Origin of the sequence: Paenibacillus sp. ACRSA (genome assembly GCF_022346845.1) — a bacterium.
In the GTDB taxonomy this organism is placed as follows: Bacteria; Bacillota; Bacilli; order Paenibacillales; family Paenibacillaceae; genus Paenibacillus.
On the sequence record NZ_JAKRNP010000010.1, the window covers coordinates 1 to 18,981 of the forward strand.

The window sequence follows — 18,981 nt, forward strand, 5'->3', positions numbered from 1 at the left end:
AAGCAAGCTTCTCATCAAGTCCGCTCGACTTGCATGTATTAGGCATGCCGCCAGCGTTCGTCCTGAGCCAGGATCAAACTCTCCAATAAAGTATTGAAAAGAGCGATTAGCTCATTTTGAAACTGACGAAATTAAAAATCTCATTTATGCTTTGAAATCATTCAGTCCGAAGACATGTACGATTTCTCAGCGTCGATCTTGCAAGCAAGATCGTTACTCACTCGTTGTTCAGTTTTCAAAGATCAAACTTGTTTCAGCGCCGACATTCGTTCTCGTCAGCAACTTTTATATCTTATCACATCCGAACCAACTTTGCAAGCTCTTTTTTAAGTTTCTTTCGAAGCTTATTTTGTTTGCTTGCCGCACCGTGTTTCTCGTGTTTTCTTGGCCGGAATTAGAATATACCATGCTAGTTTAATTAATGCAACTCTTTTTTCAAATTTATTTATCTTTTGAGTTTTGAGTCTAGTTCCACTTCACTTACTCTCAACTAGATCATAGATCACATGTACCTAAACATCTCTCTTTCAGTCTATATTAATAGATATAAGCCTACTAGTTATTTAAGAGTGTTCTAACGTATTACCCTTCAACAACATCATCAATCTCTATTTTAATATAATCTTCGTAATAAAACCTATTAACTCAATCCACTAATATATCTTTACTTAATGACCACAATATATTCACCATCCAATCCTCATTAATAGAGGTAATAGAGAGAATAATAGAAGAAGCACACTTTTTTCACATTAATCTGGACTAAGCTAGACCAGGTCGAGCTAATCTATGACTTCACTAGACCACTCTACTTCAATACACTTTACTCATTACTAATAGACCCTACTAGACTTCACTTTCTCTTACTTCCAATACACACATCCCGTTAGCTTCTCATTTTCAACACACCTACTCTTACACTTGAGATCTAAACCTACCCATTACAATAGTGTCATAGAACTGCCCGTCTGCATGCAATCGATCTCTCCTCATAATTCCTTCGACTTCAAAACCTACTTTCTTATAAAGTTCTACTGCTTTATCGTTCGTACCTAACACGTTCAACGTCATTTTCTCGACACCCGCCGTATCTGCCCAATGAATAGATATCTCCAATAGCTTCTTCCCTATCCCGTACCCCCAGAATTCTCTCGCAACACATACGCCGAATTCAACCTTGTGAGCAAAGCGTTTTAAGTCCATTCCCTCACATCTCGCATAGCCTACAATTCGACCTTGTACCACAGCCACGAGAAATAGGTTTCTTGGCTTCTGTGCATCCACCCGGATGATACCCGCAAATCCTGCCTCATCAATGTACGCTTCACCCTGTTCACGATCCATATTCTCGGTTTCGCCATCAATCTGCACACGAAGTGAAGATAATTCACCAGCATCTTTTTCCTCTGCCGATCTGATCGAATAGTTCATTCCTTTTACGTTAAATACCTGCTGCTCAAGAAGCATAAAAACTAACCCTTCCTCTCCACTGCATTTACATTCGTTATTTGCACACGCTAGCCAATTTCTGATGGACTCTTACCTGTGAGCATTTTGAACACCTGGCTAAAATACGTCGCATTCCGGAATCCCGTCATCTCACTGACTTCATACACCATGTAATTCCCCGACTGCAACAATTCCATTGCCTTCTGGACTCGATACCCGTTCAGATAACTCACAAAGTTTTCTCCACTCACCCTTTTAAATAACTGGCTCAGATATTTAGGATGCACAAAAAGGCCCTTAGCGATCGCTTCAAAGCTGATCTCTTCAACGTAATGCAATTCCACGTATCGTTTGACCTGTTCTACGAGTTTATTGCTCTTCTTCTCGCCCATCTCTTTCCTTGTCTGCTCTAGCCAATTATGAATAATGTCGTCTAGCCAGCTTATCAGGTTCTGCAGAGCATACTTGGATTGAATTTCTTGCAAAAAATCACTCATGGCGAGCGGAGGTGTTAGCATCGGATAATGTCGATTCCAACTATGAATCAGCGTATCAAACAGACTCACAGCCACAACCTGCACATCCTGAATCCCATTACAACTCCCTCCATTCAGCAAACTACGGATATGATGCCATACCTCTTCTGCCAGATCAGGCCGGATATCCACCCACGCTTCATTCCATTGTCGCAGCAAAAGCGAATAATCCGTCACACTAGTTTCTGCTGCCTCTGACGATTGATAACGATATACACGGCTGCCTCCCTGAAATTCTGCTGCTTCCAGCGCCTCTCTACTCTCTAGATAAGAATCCATCACCTCGCACAAGTGACCCTTCACACGACCAATTCCAGCACTCAATTCTAGCTTGAGGTACGTGAAAACCTGATCGATCATCTGCTCCACAAGGGATTGAACCTGTTCAAGGTCATCATTCTCGGCAAATAACAGTAGCACAAATAAACGATCGGAATAGTCTACAATTTCTACCTGACAATCAGGCATATGCGGGATCTGCGCCTTGATGGTCTCCTGAATAATGTCTGCTGCCCCGTAGCGTAGCAACTGCCAATCCCGCTCTTTCATGCGCGTTAGAAATCCAGGCCGATTTAGTTGTAGGCTGATGGCACGTACTGGGGAGCCCTTACGAATCCCTACATAACTTATACGTTCATCCGGCAGCTCGTCTGCTCGATACCGCGTCGTTAGCAATTCATGCAGAAAGTGTTTGCGCAAATAGGGAAGCACTCGTCCAATCTCCTGTTTGTATGTCTGCTCTAGCCGCTCATGCCGCTCCCGTACATCTTGCTCCAGCAATACATCACGCAGCACAGACTCAATCTCCTCCACCTCTGCAGGCTTTAGCAAAAAGTGATTCACACCCCAGCGCATAGCTGCTCGGGCATTCTCGAATTCATCGTATCCGCTCAGAATGATAATCGGCAGATGAGGGTGTTCTTTCCGCAGTGCTTGCGTCAACTCAAGTCCTGTCATTCCTGGCAGGTACACATCTGTCATCACTAGTTCAGGATGTAGATGATGAAATAGTTCCAGCGCATCTAACCCGTTGGAAGCTGTTCCGGCAATACGAAGACCGAGGGAAGACCAATGAATGTGATCCGTTAAGGCTTTGATAATATGAGGGTCATCGTCTACAAGCATGATCGTCTTCATTTGTTTTCACCACCCAACCACTGATTTAGCTGCTCTTCGGTTTCGATTCGCGGCAACTTAATGGTCACTTCGACTCCACCGAGCTCACCTGCACCTATACGAACCCCGTAGTGCGCCCCGCAGTAAAGCTGAATTCGCTGATGTACATTCTGTACGCCTATTCCAGACGTATCTTCCATCCTCCAACCTTCCGGCAAACCTTGCCCATTATCTAAAATGCGAATTACGATACCTGATGGAACTCGGGTTCCTTCGTCTCCAATCTCTTCATAAATATGCACTCGAATTCGAAGCATGTCTTCCTTAGGATATCCGTGGATCACGGCATTCTCAATAAAGGGCTGCAAAATAATCTTCGGAATGTAATACCCTCTAACCCGCGGGTCAATTCTTTCCTGATAATCGATGGAGAACGGTAATCGTTCTGACTGAATGCTAACATAACAACGGGCATGTTCTAGTTCATCTCGCACGTGAATAAACAACCGCCCCCCACTCAGTCCGATTCGCAGCAGCTTGCTAAGTTGTACAATCATACGACTGATATCCTTCGCTTCATAATCAAGTGCACGCCAATGGATCATATCGAGTGTATTGTACAGAAAATGAGGTTTAATCTGTGCTTCAAGCAAACCTGTCTGCGCTGCCCGTTTGGCACGACTCTCTTCCCTCACCTGCTCCATCAGTGTTGTCAGTTGGGACGCCATATGGTTAAAACCATATGCTAAATGAGCATATTCCTCCGTAAATGAAAGCTGTACCCGGGTCTCAAAGTCGCCTTTCTCTAATTGCCGCATTCGTTTGATCAATTGACGAATCGGGTGAACAATACGTCGCACGAATAAACACGCAAGTATCGCTGAACACAGCAGACCTGTCACTGCAATCGCAAGCACTTTCCACCCTGCCTCTCTAACTGGAGATAACAGCATATGAACAGGGATGGTCTGTACCAGACGCCATTGAAGCATCGCTGGGCGGGAATACAGTACAAGCTGCGCGCTACCAGATTGCCCGGATACAACTTCGAACCCGTCATCTCCACGCTCGGCATGCTCTTGAATCCAGGCACTGTCGACTAGCGGAATAACGTTCTGTGCAGATACTTTGGAAGAAGCCTGGTCCTCAGGTGCAGAATCACCCATATGCATAATCACGTTACCCGCGGTATCGACCAGCAGTACCTGCCCATCCAACACCATGGGCATATCTGCGAATCGGCGCACAATATCGGCACGACTTAACCGAATAAGAACATAAGCTACAGTGTTACCACGGCTGTTAAAGATCCGCTGAGCATACCCGATCAGCGAGTGGCCAGACTCATTTTCCCTAAGCGGCACCCAGGCTCCATCAGCTTGCTCTAGCGCCACAAACCATTCGGCATCAGCAATCGTATTCACTGGGTAGATCCGATCCTCTGTTGTTATCGCCACACCGTTAAATGCATCTGTGTACAGCTCCACCAACGTAATACCTTCGCTAACGACAACCGTATGATCCAGTATTTTGGAGACTTCGCGACGCTGATGAATCTGGGTCAACCGGCCTTTGCCAGCGGTCTCCAAGAGAGCAGACAGCTCTCTATTGCTGGTAAGTGAGTATGCAGTCCCCGTCACCCCTGTTATAAAATCAAATCCTCGACGGGTGCTCTCATTAAGAAGGGCTAGCCGAGCCTTACTAATCTCGGTGAATGTGACTGCGGAGAAGGATTGATATGCTAACCACACAATGACAGACACCAGCAACAGGTTAAATACAACAAAGCAAGTCACCATCAACGTGGAGAGCTTGCTTTGTTGCAGCTTCTGATTAAACCATCTGGATAATGCACGTTTCCTCATGGAATCACTCGTTTCGTCTTGGAGTTACCCTTTAAGCCCGGAGGTTGCGATTCCTTCCACGAAGTACTTCTGGCACACGATAAATACGATAAAACAAGGCACTAGTGATAGCACTGACATGGCAAACATCGGGCCCCAATCGGATTGGGAACTGGAATCCAGGAACAAACGTAAACCTAGCGGCACCGTGTATTTACTTACATCACTTAGATAGATCAACTGACTGAAGAAGTCGTCCCATGTCCATAAGAATGTAAATATCATCGTGGTGACCAGTGCTGGAAACGCAAGTGGAATAATGATCTTGGTGTATATTCTCACAGGGCCACATCCATCAATAGTGGCCGCCTCATCCAGCTCTTTCGGAAGCCCCCGGAAGAACTGAACCATGAGAAAAATGAAGAATGCATCCGTTGCCAGCCATTTGGGCACGACGAGAGGTAGATACGTATTCACCCATTCCAGGTGATTAAAAAGGATATATTGTGGGATCAGCGTGACATGATGCGGCAACATAATCGTCATTAGCATCAAGCCGAAGCAGATCGCTTTGAAACGAAAGTTCAGACGGGCAAAAGCATATGCTGCCATGGAGCAGGAGATAACGTTGCCAAGCACAGCGCCCAGCGACAGCACGATGGAGTTGGTCAGAAAACGTGAGAATGGATTACCCTGAATTCCCGACCATCCAGTCATATAATTGTGCCAATTCCATTCCTTCGGCCAAAACCAGGTTTCCGTGAAAATCATATGTCCTGGTTTGAACGAACTGCCCAGCATCCAGAGGATGGGGTACAACATAACAAAAGCGATGCCTGAGATCAACACATGTTTGGCAACCACCCAAGTAACGGAATTTCGTTGTCCGATCATGATTTCCCACCATCCTCATAGTGCACCCACAGTTTGCTGCTGCGGAATACCAGCAATGTAAATATCCCAATCAGTACAACCAACACCCAAGCCATTGCGGAAGCATAGCCCATTTGAAAAAAGGAGAATCCTTTTTTGTATAAGTATAGAGAGTACATTAATGTTGAATTCACCGGTCCTCCACTACCGTTACTTATAACGAAGGCCTGTGTGAACGACTGAAAGGATGTAATGAGTTGCATGACAAGATTGAAGAAGATGACAGGTGATAGGATCGGCAATGTTATATAGAAGAATCTCCGTAAAGGCCCCGCACCGTCCACTGCTGAAGCCTCATCATATTCAGGTGGAATCTGCTTCAAGCCTGCCAAGAAAATAATCATGGATGAACCGAACTGCCATACGGATAATAGTACAATTGAATATAAAGCATACTTCGGATTAGCAACCCAATCCGGGGCTTTAATGCCCACCATAGCAAGCATACCGTTAAGCAACCCATCGCCGCCTAGCATTTTGCGCCATAACATGGCAATCGCCACACTGCCTCCAAGCAGCGTCGGGATGTAATACACTGTTCGGTAAATGCCGAGTCCACGTATGCCTTTGTTGAGCAGCATGGCGACAAGTAATGCGAAAATAAGCTTGACCGGTACCGATACGGCAACATAGGTGAACGTGACCTTGAGCGACTGGATAAACAGCTTATCCGATGTAAACATCGTCATGTAGTTGTCCAGACCGACCCAGGAAGGGGCGGCCAGGATACTATAATCGGTAAAGGAAATATACAACGATACCAGCATGGGACCTAGGGTCAGAAATAACAATCCAACAAGCCATGGGGCGAGAAACAGAAGGGCAGCTCCGTTATGCGCGTATCTTCGTTTCACTCGCCGGGTGGCTACATTCTCGATTCGAGCTTGACTGACCTGTGATGTAGTCATCTTATCGCAACCTCCCCGCAGAATTAGAAAGTCTGGAACAGCTTCACTCGTTATTGACTCGATCCAAGCGTAGCTTTGGCACCTTCAATAAACTGGGCAATGACATCCTGCATGCTGCCCTGACCAAAGGCGATCTGCTCGCTTGTGCTCTTGAAGCTTGTGTCCACCTCAGCGAATCCTTGCGGGTATGGCGGGTCGATCTCACTGGAATGCTTCGATACGGTATCAATGAATTGGAAAATAGCTTGTTCTGCTTCTGGTAAAGTTGGCTGCATCTGCTCACGAATGCTTGCGTTGACTGGCACACCACGTTCTGAGCCTAGAATTGCCGTTGCCTCTGGGTCATTTACCATAAAGTCAATGAACATAGCGACTTCCTTTGGATGCTTCGTTTTGGCATAACCGGAGAGAAATTGACCTGGTTTCAGATATTCGCCGATTTGCTTTTCATTCGCACCGTGAGGAAGTACTTGGATGGCGAGTTTATGATCCTGATTTTTGTTCACCTGCTGGAACGTCAGCAATTGGTTAGACCATGCAAAATCCATTGCCGCTGTTCCAAGTGAAATCGGTCGTGTCTCCAGTGCGTTCGTTGTAGAAGCCGTCACCTCCGCAGAAGTTGCGCCTCCACTCTCACGTAGGGCAGCCCACATCTCAAACCACTGCTGTAACTCCTCATTCGTCGCTGTGATTGTGCCTCCGTCAAACAATCCTTTTCCCGTTTGCCGGATAAATACTTCAAACATATTCGTTGCTCCAGAAATATCTGCAGAACCGTAGAATCCATCCCCTTTGGCTGCAGCAATCTTAGTCGCCATATCTTCAAAGTCCTTCCATGTCCAGCTCTCCTGAGGCTCTTCAATGCCTAACTCTTGGAATACGGTAGCGTCATAAATGACACCTGGTGCATTGACTCCTAAGGTAATGGCGTACAATTTATCATCAATCGATCCGGCTGTGATCATACTCTGGTCATGATCCTTAGTCCGCAGCTCTTGGCTATCTGCATACGGAGTCAGGTCAAGCAAGGCACCACGCCGAGCAAAATCCGTCAGAAACGCGTAATCCATCTGTACGATATCTGGGGCGTTAGAACCGGCTACCTGCGTGGTCAGCTTATCAAAATAACCATCCCAGCCTGAATATTCAGGTTTAATGGTGATGCCCGGATGCTTCTCTTCAAACAATTTGATCACTTTGGTTGTTAGATCATGTCTGGTCTGTGATCCCCACCAGGTCATACGAAGTTCAATCTTACCTGAGGTGTCTCCTTTGCCTCCTTCATCAGAAGAAGCCGTTGTACCGGAAGACCCTCCAGAACAGGCTGTAGCGAACAATAACAGGGACAGGCAGAACAGGGTTACCCACTTTTTCTTAATCATCATGAATGAAATTCCTCCCCTTTTTGCTTTTATGAAATCGCTTACAAAACCTATTGTAACGATCCATCGCCGCACATGACATAAACAAAAGTAAGCTTTCCTGTCAAAAAAGTAAGGGGTTGTTACATCAAGGGGAATTTCGAATCACACATGAGCTTCTGTATCTCTGATAAGATCAGCATGAGTATTTAGGTGGAGGTTAATCTTCATGGATATGGTATTATAGCAGGTTCATTTAATCAATAGGTTCAAGGTATTTTCAAGAGATAGGTCACCAAAAAGAGAAAAAACAAAGATACCCACAGCCGCCGTAGGAAATACTAAGGGGCTATGAATATCCTAACCTACCTAATGCTCACGAGTGCACCATCATAACAAAGTGATTCAGCCTTTCCGCGATAACATGGACATACGGATTGGTTACAATCGAAAAATGATTACACGCCAATTCCTGTGCGTAAACCTTGCCTACACTCAAACCATGCCACCCCGAGGGATGAATAACCTGATGCGTGTCTGTCGGTTGCGAAGCATACCATAGATGAATATCAGTCCGTAGTTTACCTTTCAATATATATTTCTCAATAGCTCTCTGGTTCACAACCATAATCCGTGCATTGCGTGTCATCTGCTCCATTGTCAAACCTGGCGGAAGCCTATTCCACCTCTTGGCAAGTGCATAGATCTGCGCCAGATCATGTTCCTCGACCTCGCCATCCAGCATTTCCATGGTCAATCCAAGTTGTGTTGCCGCACACATGCTGAGCGATGGAACTGAGGTGGATCGAGAGTCTGCTCCTGCTTTTATCGCTTCAGCAGGGACATCGACGATACCCAGTAGTGCCACTTCATCCCCTCGTTGTTCCAGCAGTCGGGAGATCTCTACTGCAATGTAACCGCCGAATGACCAACCTAAGATATGATACGGTCCACGGGATTGAACCTGATCCATTTCTTGCAGATAGGCTTGAGCCATATCTTCAATTGTCGTTAAAGGTGTCTCTTCCGAGTTATACCCCCGAGCCTGTAAGCCATAGACCGTTACATCATCCTCCAATTGACGTACCAGATCCAGATAACCAAGCACATCCCCACCTTGGGGGTGGATCACAAAGAGGGTTTTCTCCCCTCTTCCTGTCTGCAAAGGAACACGAATCTGATTCGTTTCGTAGATGATCCCTTTCTGAATACTGACTGCCAATTGAGACAATGTTGGGTACATGAACAACTGCTTCACTGTCAGTTGCACACCATACGATTTATTGATTTTGCTAATCAACTGCATAGCTTTCAACGAATGCCCGCCTAACTTAAAGAAATTACTATTCGACCCAATCGAGTTGCCTGACCCGAGTACCTCCACCCATAAGTCACGTAGCCGCGCCTCTTCTTGGGTTAGCTCTGTATCCATCGTAGCTTCATCTTCCCATACAGGGTCGGCCAATGCTTTACGGTCAATTTTATTATTCGGTGTGAGCGGGAATTCTGACACAAACACCCAATGGCTTGGCACCATATGAACAGGTAATCGCTCCTGTGCATACTTCTCCAGCGATCCATAATCCCACGCATAATTCTCTTTAAGCACCAGGTAAGCAACCAATGTCTGATCTCCCAGATGGTTGGCTCGCGCATCCACCAACACCTCATCCACATGGGGATGCTCTGCGAGCGTTGCCTCCACCTCACCCAATTCAATCCGAAACCCACGAATTTTCACCTGATAATCGGTTCTTCCTAAGAATTGAATACTTCCATCCGTATAATAACGCCCCAGATCACCGGTCTTGTACAGCCGCTCATTCGTATGAAAGCGGGACTCCACGAAACGTTCAGCGGTTAAATCAGGTTTATTCAGATACCCAAGTGCTAGTCCCCGGCCAGCGATATAGATCTCACCCTGCACACCAACAGGCACAGGTTGAAGATACTGATCCAATATATATACACGACTATTGGTAATCGGTCGTCCAATGGAATCCGGCTGTTCCACTCGGTATTGATATACAGTGGCTGCTACAGTTGATTCAGACGGACCATATGAATTATACATCCGGTTACGTTGGTTATATTTTTCAATCAGCTCTGCGGGACACTTCTCCCCAGCTACAATCATCACACGTAGATTCGCAACCTCTTCTTCCTCCAATGTGGCAAGAACAGAGGGTGGGAATGCCCCGAATGTAATATGCTGTCTTTGCAAAAATGCTCCCAGATCTTCACCCCGCTGATAGATATGAAGACTTGCCCCAGACAGTAGAGCCGTCATCGTCTCGAACACCGATCCGTCGAAGCTGAATGATGCAAACTGCATAACATGATCCGCAGGTGTCACTGCGAAGGTCTCGATATTGTCGAGCGCTAGATTAACAACACCCCGATGAGCAATCATTACACCCTTCGGTTTCCCTGTTGAACCTGAGGTATAGATCACATACGCCATGCTGTCGGAGGCTACCGTAGATTCTATATCCTTGATAGACTCCAGACTAATCTGCTCGTAGTCACGATCCAGACAAATGACGTTCATCGAATTCATTGATACGTGCTTCAGATCAGCACTGTTGACCACCATCGTATGTGGACTAGCGTCCTGAAGCATGTAAGACAACCGTTCTGCAGGGTAACTAGGATCTATAGGCACATATGCTGCACCCGCTTTGAAAACAGCCAGAATGGATACAACCATCTGCACAGATTTGTCGAGACATATCCCTACAAGATCATGTTCACGCACACCACGTTCCTGCATATACCTCGCCAATTGATTAGCTTGCTGGTTCAATTGAATATAAGTCAGTTGCATCCCACCACATGTGACGGCTAGTGCATCCGGAGTTTCCTTCACCTTTTGCTGCCACAACTCATGAATGCTGATCTCTGGCACATCACGCTCCGTATCATTCCATCCCACAAGCTGCTTATGCAATTCATGCTCAGATAGTATAGGGAGATGACCGACTGCCTCATTAGGCGAATGAACAATACTCTGTAACAACACGCCAAAACTATCAGCCATTCTACCTACGGTCGCCTCTTTAAATAGATCAGCATGATATAAAAAAGTGCCTTTTACACAATCGCCTTGCTCCTGCAGGCTTAGCGTCAGATCAAAGGAAACCGTATCGACCTCCGGTTCAAGCTCAACCAACGATACGCCTGCCATATCAATCGAAGCCTCGGCAAAGGATGCCATGCTGAAAAAAACCTGAAACAGCGCATTATTGGTCATAGAACGATCCGGCTGCAGTGCCTCTACTATTTTCTCAAAAGGAACATCCTGATGGGCATAAGCCTCAATCGTATTCTGCTTGACCTGCCGCAAATGCGATCTGAAACCGGTGTCCGCAGAGAGTAGCGAACGAATAACAAGTGTATTGGCAAAAAAGCCGAATACCCCTTCGAGTTCCTCACGATTACGATTCGCACTCACTGTACCCACCGAAATATCAACTTGCCCACTATACCGCTGGAGTAGTAGCTTAAAGGCTGTCAACATAGCCATATATAGCGTTGCACCTTCTTGTTGAGCTACTTGTCTTAGCGATTGAATCAGAGATGAATCCACGGTAAATTCCAGTTTTCCGCCACGGGCAGACTGAAAAGGAAGTTTAGGTGTATCGGTTGGAAGCTGAAGCACTTCGGCTCCCTTGAGTTTATTTTTCCAATAGTCCAACTGAGTGTCTAATAATGTTCCTTCTAATAGTTCACGTTGCCACATCGTATAGTCCGCATACTGTAAGGGTAGATCAGGGAGCGGTGAAGGCTGATGATCAAGGAAAGAACTATATAGAACCCTCAATTCATTCATGAGTACATTCATAGACCAGCCATCCGAGATGATATGATGCATCATTATTGAGAAAACGAACTTCTTAGGCTCCAAAGGGAAAAGCACCGCTCTGAACAGTGGCCCCTCCGACATCTCGTAAGGAACAGCCGCTCTTCTTGATATCCAGTCCACAGCAGCCTGCTCATTCGCATGGGCTAATTCAATGACATCGACACAAGAGTGAAGTCGTTCCGCCACACATTGGACAGCCGTTCCTTCTTCTTCTCGAAAAAACGTCCTTAGTGATTCATGCCTATCGACCAATTCTTGAACACTGCGTTGTAGCACATCTACGTCAAGCTCTCCTTCTAGTCTCCATAACGAATTCATATGATAAGCGGAACTATCCGGGTCGAGCTGTTGAATAAACCATAGTCTCTGCTGGGCAAAGGATAGTGGAAAGACGTAGACATCATCATGCACTTCATCACTCAGATGTGTATTCAATACAGTTCCTCCTGTCGCTAGGTTTAGAAGGTTATTCAAAAAGTCCGCTTTGGCGGACTTTTCGAACATACACTTTACGGCTGAACAGTTTGGGCTTTCCGTGATATGCGTTTGATTGGAGTAAGTGTGCTGGAGGCAGAAGGTTGCTGCTCTACCTTACCTGCGAACGCTTGTAGAATCGGCTGACCAAATAAATCGGCTAACTTGGCGTCAGTGCCCTGTCTGGCATTCAATCTGGAGATCATCTGTACAGCAAGGAGCGAATGTCCCCCAAGTGCAAAGAAGTCATCATGAATCCCTACTCTGGATACACCTAATACCTCTGTCCAAATTTCGGCAATCACCTGTTCCAGCGGGCTCTGGGGAGCGACGTATTCCTTCACGCCATAAGCCTCATCACCAACTGGGTCAGGTAATGCGTTGCGATCTAACTTCCGGTTCGGAGTCAATGGGAACTCATCCATTACCACCCATGCCGATGGAATCATAAAGTGCGGAAGCTTGCGTTTTACATGATCTCTTATATCCTCAACAACAGGAACCTGAGTATCCCTTCCGGTCAAATAAGCGACCAATTGCGAACCATGCTGCTTGGTTTCTTTCACCAATACAAGAGCTGCCTGCACGGATGAATGGCTCGATATAACAGACTCAATCTCCCCAAGCTCTATCCGGAACCCTCGAAGCTGCACCTGATGATCTACCCGGCTGACAAATTCAAGGGAAGCATCTTCATTCAATTTCACCAGATCACCTGTCCGGTACAATCTGTCTCCAATCTGGAATGGATGCGGGATAAACTTCTCGGCAGTTAACGCTTCACGATTCAGATAGCCGGCAGCAACACCAACTCCACCAATGTATAACTCTCCAGGAACACCAATCGGAACCGGATTAAGCTGTGGATCTAACACATATAACGTGATATTCGGCAATCCCCACCCAATGGATGGAGCTTGATTAGTGGTCTCTCGACTAGCCACACGCCCTTCGGTACTAAAGATAGTACACTCGGTTGGCCCATAAATATTGATATATTCGAACGGAAGATCTGCAGGTGGACGAAGCTGAAGACGATCCCCACCAACCATAATAGACCGGAATACACCGTCCTGAGGCCACGTTAAATCAAGCAATTGCTCGGCAATAACAGGTGGCAAAAAACACCCTATCGTGATGCCTTTATTCAGGAACCACTGCTGTAATACCTGTGCATCCATAACAACTTCCTGCTCCATCAGATGAACACTGGCACCCGCGGTGAGGAACGGCCACACCTCTAGCAACGAAGCATCAAAGCCCATTCTTGAAACCTGCGCACTTCGATCCGAAGGTGTAATACCGAAGCGTTCGTGATGCCAGAAGATCACATTTAGCAACCCTTTGTGTTTCAGCATAGCTCCCTTCGGTTTGCCCGTTGAACCTGAGGTATAAATAATATAAGCAATGTCATCGGCAGTAGATGCTGGCACAGGATTTCCGTGATTCCCTTGCATCCATGGCTCACTTTGATCTACGTAGATGACTTCAGCTACAGTTGCCGAAGGCTGATCCATTAGGGTCGTTCCTGTAATCAGTATCCCTACCTGGGCATCCTCCATGATGAAACGAAGCCGATCCTCTGGATAGGTTGGATCCAGCGGTACATAGCATGCACCAGATTTGAATACAGCGATCATGGCAATCAGCCAGTCTGTAGAACGCTCCATGCAAACGCCGACATTCATTCCCCGTCTAGCACCTCTGTTACGCAGCTCATGAGCCAGTTGATTCGCCTTATGGTTTAATTCCCCATAACGTAGCTGCTCGTCTCCGTCCGACACGGCAAGCGCATCAGGTGCTGTAGCGGCTTGTGCTTCAAAGAGTTCGTGGACGCAACGTTCCCAGGAATAATTACGTTGGTTCTGATTCCATTCAACAATGAGCTGATGCTGTTCTTCCTTGGATAGAAGAGGAAGCTCATTCATTGCTTGATCCGGATTTGCCACGATTCCTTCTAACAAAATGTGAAAATGCTGTACGAGTCGCTTCATTCCTGCGCCAGCAAACAAAGCCGTATTATAGATCAGGTCACCACCCAGTCCTTGCTCCTTCTCCTCCATAATAAGAGAAAGATCAAACAGTGCTGTATTCCCCTGAAGCTCAATGGAATGTACATGAACATCAGGAATACTGAATTCATCTGCAGGTGTATTTTGCAAAGTAAAGAGGACTTGAAATAATGGCGTATGACCGGTGTCTCGATCAGGCTGCAATTCTTCAACAAGCTTCTCAAAAGGAACATCCTGATGCATATAAGCCTGTAGCGCCGTTTCCTTCACTTGGGTTAACAATTGGCGGAAGCTTATGTTACCTGCAAATTGAGATCGGAGTACAAGTGTATTGGCGAAGAAGCCAATCAACCCTTCTGTCTCCTCCTGATTCCGGTTAGCAATTGGTGTACCCACGGCAATGTCATCCTGTTGGGTGTACCGGTGCAGTAGAATCTTCCATGCAGATAAAAGTGTCATATATAACGTCGTGCCTTCACGGCGACTCAGCTTCTTCAGTTCAGCCAGGAGGGGCTCTGCAATATGGAATCGTTCCGTTGCCCCTTCAAATGTCTGAGCAGCCGGACGAGGATAATCCGTTGGCAATTGAAGAACGGACACATCCTGTAGCTGTTGCCTCCAATAAACCAGTTGGCGATCCATCACACCTTCACTAAGCCACTTCCGCTGCCAGATCGCATAATCTGCATATTGAATCGGAAGTTCTGCAAGAGGCGCAGCCTCTCCGAGCAAATGAGCTGTGTATAATGCACTCAACTCACGGATGAAGACACCCATAGACCATCCATCGGAGATAATATGGTGCATAGTCACCCCCAGCACGTACTCTTGAGGCGCTAGCTGAATTAAGGCTGCACGCAGCAACGGACCCTGACGCAGCGAGAACTCCTGGTCTCCTTCATCTGTAATCCAATTCATTGCTTGTTGGAGTGCATCTGGGTGATTTTGAAGATCCATATAGGTCAGCACCGACGGGATCTCAGGCTGCACCAGCTGTAGCGGTTCGTTTCTTTCTCCCGAAAGAAAGTAGGTTCGTAGTGACTCATGCCTTTGGATCAGATCATGGATGCTACGCTCCAGTACCTCCCGTTGAACAGAACCATTCAGACGCCAGAGGGAAGGGATATGATAATTTCGGTTCCCTGGATACATTTGCTCGAAGAACCACATCCGCTGCTGTGCAAAGGATAACGGTACATTCTGTTCACGTGTGACATCCACCATACTGGATGTCGCAGCAACATCTTGCCCACCTTCGGTACTGCGGAGCTCCTGAATCCGCTTCGCCATCTGAGAGAGCACCGGACGTTGGAAGACTTGAGCAAGTGGATACTCAATGCCAAACAACTTCTTCACCCGAGATACGATCTGGGTGGCTAAGAGGGAATGACCGCCAAGCTCGAAGAAATGATCATGCGCACCAATTCGCTGTAACCCCAGCACATCTGACCAGATTCCCGCCAGCATCTCTTCCACCGGATGACGCGGAGCCACATAGTCCTGTGCACTATACAGCTCACTCGGCGTTAGTTCAGGCAGGGCTTTCCGATCCACCTTGCCGTTTGGTGTTACAGGGAACTGATCCAGTACCACCCATGCCGCAGGCAACATGAATTGCGGTAGCTTCGGCTTCATGTATTCACGCAGCTCGTTGACGATTACGGCATTGGCTTTGCCAAGGGAGGCCTCAGGCTGGGTTGCAATGTAAGCGACCAGTTGCTTCCCTGTTTCTTCTATTTCCCGTGCCTGTACAATGACGCTATGCACTGCTGGGTGACCCACTAACACCGACTCGATCTCACCTAATTCGATGCGGAATCCCCGAATTTTCACCTGATGATCCGCACGACCGATGTAGCTCAAGGTGGCGTCCGGGTTGTATTTCACTAAGTCACCCGTTCGATACAAGCGCTCCCCAGAACGGAACGGATGTGCCACAAACTTCTCGGCATTCAGCTCCTCCCGGTTCAAGTAACCGTTAGCGACTCCAACCCCGCCAATGTATAACTCTCCTGGTACCCCCCGAGGTACTGGATTCTGGTGGGCGTCCAATACGTACAATTGTGTATTCGGAAGTGCTCCACCAATCGATGGAGGGGTAAAGCTACCATCCTCCGCCTCTACCGTAGACACGGTGCTGAGAATCGTACATTCCGTTGGCCCATAGATGTTTACGTAATCAAAGGTGAGATGCGCTGGTGGACGCATTTGCAGTCGTTCACCCCCTGCGAGCAGTGCTCGCAATGAACCATCCTGCGGCCAGGTGAGTGGCAACAGCTGCTCTGCGACCACTGGAGGCAAGAAGCAGCTCAAGGTGATCTGGTGATCCAGCAGCCAGTGCTGCAATCCCTCGGGGTTCAGCACGATCTCTTGCTCCATCAGATGCACACTGCCTCCGGAGCAGAGCAGCGGCCAGGTTTCCAGCAAGGAAGCGTCAAAGCCCATCCGCGCGATCTGAGCGCCACGGTCTGCTGGGCTTGTCCCAAACCGACCTTGGTGCCACAAAACAACGTTCAGCAAGCCTTGATGACGAAGGATTGCACCCTTAGGCTGTCCCGTAGAACCCGACGTATAGATCACATAGGCTGGATCTTGCGCGGTCGCCCATGGCTCGGGATTAGCTTTATACTCACTATCCTTACTGCTCTTACTTCTTTCTCTGCCCTCACTGTCCTCTCCGTTATCCAAAGCCCACCATTCCGATTCCCGATCTAGACACAGCACCTCAACCGTTGGTGCTACAGTCAGCTGAGTTAGCACGTTTGAATGGGTGACTAACCATGGAACATTGGCATCTGCCATCATGTAAGCCAGTCTTTCCTCAGGATAAGTCGGGTCTAGCGGCACATAACAGGCTCCTGATTTGAACACTCCAAGCATGCCAACCAACCAGTCAACCGAACGCTCCGTGCAGACCCCCACATAACTCCCCGGACGTGCGCCCCGCTTACGGAGAGTGTGCGCCAAGACATTCGCCCGTTCATTCAGCTCACCATACGTAATCTTTCGATCCGCGTCCGTTGCAGCGAGTGCTTCGGGCGCTTTAGCCGCTTGCTCTTCCACCAGTTGGTGTACAAGACAGCTCCAATCATAGGCTTGATCCGTCTCATTCCAATCGACCAGTAGCTGCTGGCGTTCTGCAGCAGTCACCATGCCTAACTGAGCAAGTGAACGATCCGGCGTTGCCGCCATTTGGCGCAGCAGTTCCATGAAATGACCGGATAAACGCTCGATCCATTCGGCATCGAATTGGTTGCTTTTATACATCACCTTCATATGTAACTCCGACTCTGCTGGTGAGAGAGATACGGTGATCGGAAAGTTCGTTTTCTCCGCAGCCTTGATTTCCGTAATCCTTACCAATTCCTCACCAGGCTGGTCGTCAATCGGTGTAGGATAATTCTCAAAAACAAACAGTGTCTCGAATAACGGTTGGTCCTGCGGTACGTCGCTCCAGTTACGAATATCTACGAGAGAGGTATGCTCATACTGTCTAATGGTCGACTGTCTACGATGGACAGATTGGAGCCAATCACGGACAACCTGCTCTCCATCTACTTGGATACGTAATGGTAACGTATTAATGAAGAGACCTACCATATGCTCAGCACCTTCAAGCTCTGCTCCACGTCCTGAGCTAGTTACGCCGAACAGCACGTCCGATTCCTGGCTGTACCGGCTCAGCATAAGAGCCCATGCACCTTGAAGCACGGTGTTCACCGTGATACGGCTCTCTGTAGCTAGTTTTTTGATCGCAGCAGTGTACTCCTCCGGAATGATTAAGTCATGCTGAGCTGATGAAGCCCCTTCTGCCGCACTTCCGCCCAGCTTCATTCCGAGCTGAATTGGTGAATCAAAGCCCTGTAACTCCTGTTTCCAGAACGATTCAGCCGCCCCAGCATCCTGATTTCGAAGCCATTGAATGAATTCCCTATAAGGACGCACCTCTGGTAACTGTATCTGTTGCCCACGTACCAACGATTGATATATATGAAGCAACTCTGCCTGTACTACAGAGAAGCTCCACCCGTCAAATAACAGATGGTGGCACATCCACACCATATTGTAGCGCTCTTCTTCCCACTGAATGAGGGATACTCGCATTAAAGGAACCTTTTTTAGATCAATACCTCGCTCCTGATCCTCGGTAAGAAAACGTGCCAGAGCAGCTTCTCTGTCTGAAGTTTCAAGCGCTTGCCAATCATGCCGTTCAAGTGTAATCCTTGCCTGGCGATATACCGCCTGCAAAGGTTCTGCTGTGCTATTCCATAGAAATCGGGTTCTGAAAACCGAGTGCCGCTCAATCAAAATGTTCCAAGCTTCCTCCATCATGTCCAGGTTCAGCGAACCCTCCACTTCAAGATTGATCTGAGTAAGGTACGTATCGTTAGCCTGTATACCCTGATCGTACAGGGAATGGAACAGCATTCCCTGTTGGATCGGCGACAGAGGATAGATATCGACAACATCTTTGTTCTTCATG

At 47.4% G+C, this 18,981-nt stretch carries 8 protein-coding genes and 1 rRNA gene; all 9 read right to left on the bottom strand.

Annotated elements, in window-relative coordinates:
* Positions 1 to 89 (bottom strand): 16S ribosomal RNA (locus MH215_RS22865); the annotation flags it as partial.
* A gap of 826 nt (positions 90 to 915) precedes the next feature.
* Entirely contained in the window at positions 916 to 1,467 is a 552-nt protein-coding gene (locus MH215_RS22870; RefSeq protein ID WP_239293481.1) for a GNAT family N-acetyltransferase, read from the bottom strand.
* Between the two features lie 50 nt (positions 1,468 to 1,517).
* A complete protein-coding gene (locus tag MH215_RS22875) occupies positions 1,518 to 3,122 on the bottom strand; it encodes a response regulator (protein WP_239293482.1) in 1,605 nt (534 codons plus the stop codon).
* Positions 3,119 to 4,966 (bottom strand): cache domain-containing sensor histidine kinase, encoded by a 1,848-nt coding sequence (locus MH215_RS22880; RefSeq protein ID WP_239293483.1) that lies wholly within the window; start codon positions 4,964 to 4,966, stop codon positions 3,119 to 3,121. Before MH215_RS22880 ends, MH215_RS22875 begins: the two co-directional genes overlap by 4 nt.
* A gap of 24 nt (positions 4,967 to 4,990) precedes the next feature.
* Positions 4,991 to 5,839: a carbohydrate ABC transporter permease gene (locus MH215_RS22885; protein WP_239293484.1), complete on the bottom strand. Its 849-nt coding sequence runs from the start codon at positions 5,837 to 5,839 to the stop codon at positions 4,991 to 4,993.
* Positions 5,836 to 6,786 carry a carbohydrate ABC transporter permease gene (locus MH215_RS22890; RefSeq protein ID WP_239293485.1) on the bottom strand — a complete coding sequence of 317 codons (951 nt, stop codon included), beginning with the start codon at positions 6,784 to 6,786 and terminating at the stop codon, positions 5,836 to 5,838. Before MH215_RS22890 ends, MH215_RS22885 begins: the two co-directional genes overlap by 4 nt.
* A gap of 50 nt (positions 6,787 to 6,836) precedes the next feature.
* Complete coding sequence (locus MH215_RS22895; RefSeq protein ID WP_239293486.1) at positions 6,837 to 8,171, bottom strand: ABC transporter substrate-binding protein; 1,335 nt, start codon at positions 8,169 to 8,171, stop codon at positions 6,837 to 6,839.
* 352 nt (positions 8,172 to 8,523) lie between these two features.
* Positions 8,524 to 12,447 carry a non-ribosomal peptide synthetase gene (locus MH215_RS22900; RefSeq protein WP_239293487.1) on the bottom strand — a complete coding sequence of 1,308 codons (3,924 nt, stop codon included), beginning with the start codon at positions 12,445 to 12,447 and terminating at the stop codon, positions 8,524 to 8,526.
* A 74-nt stretch (positions 12,448 to 12,521) separates the two neighbouring features.
* Positions 12,522 to 18,980: a non-ribosomal peptide synthetase gene (locus MH215_RS22905; RefSeq protein ID WP_239293488.1), complete on the bottom strand. Its 6,459-nt coding sequence runs from the start codon at positions 18,978 to 18,980 to the stop codon at positions 12,522 to 12,524.
* Position 18,981: the final 1 nt, after the last annotated feature.